At 63.6% G+C, this 1,007-nt stretch carries 1 protein-coding gene; it reads right to left on the reverse strand.

Going from position 1 to position 1,007, the window contains the following annotated elements; all coding sequences use genetic code 11:
* Positions 1-1,007, reverse strand: a 1,007-nt coding sequence (locus AC07VU_RS30765; RefSeq protein WP_495031031.1) for an Ig-like domain-containing protein, incomplete at both ends; no start/stop codon positions are given.

Genomic DNA, 1,007 nt, shown 5'->3' on the forward strand with positions numbered 1-1,007 from the left:
ACTGTCGGCGACCACGATGGTCGCGGTCGGCCGCACCGTGTCGATCGCATAGTTGTTGGAATCGGTGGTGCCGCTGCCGGCGTTGCCGGCCAGGTCGGCGATGCCGGTGTTATCCAGGGTGATCAGGTTACTGGTGTCGCTGATGCTGGCGCTCGGGGTGAAGGTCGCGGTCCAGGTGATGCCGCCATCGCTACTGCTCACCGCGCTCAAAGTGCCGTTGGCAATGCTCAGGTCGGCGTTGGTGAAGCCGCTCACCGCTTCGCTGAAGGTGATGGTCACCAACGAAGTTTCACCGATTCTCAGTGCGGTATCGGCGACCACGATGGTCGCGGTCGGGCGCACGGTATCGATGGCGTAGTTGTTGGAGTCGGTGGTGCCGCTACCGGCGTTGCCGGAGGCATTGGTGACGCCGGTGTTGTCCAGGGTAATCAGGTTGGTGGCATCGGTGATGCTGGTGCTCGGAGTGAAGGTGGCGGTCCAGGTAATGCCGCCGTCGCTGCTGCTCACCGCGCTCAGGGTGCCGTTGGCGACGGTCAGGTCGGCGTTGGTGAAGCCGGTCACCGCCTCGCTGAAGGTGATGGTCACCAGCGAGGTTTCACCGATCTTCAGGGCGTTGTCCGCCACCACTATGGTCGCGGTCGGCAGGACGGTGTCGATGCTGTAGTTGTTGGAGTTGGTGGTGCCGCTGCCGCTGTTGCCGGCCAGGTCGGCAATGCCGGTGTTGTTCAGGGTGATCAGGTTGCTGGCATCGTTGATACCAACGGTCGGGGTGAAGGTGGCGGTCCAGGTGATGCCCCCGTCGCTGCTGCTCACCGCGCTCAAAGTGCCGTTGGCGATGCTCAGGTCGGCGTTGGTAAAACCGCTGACTGCTTCGCTGAAGGTGATGGTCACCAACGAGGTTTCACCGGCGCTGAGAGCACTGTCGGCGACCACGATGGTCGCGGTCGGCCGCACCGTGTCGATCGCATAGTTGTTGGAATCGGTGGTGCCGCTGCCGGCGTTGCCGG

This window comes from Pseudomonas sp. GW821-FHT02B10, assembly GCF_059421865.1.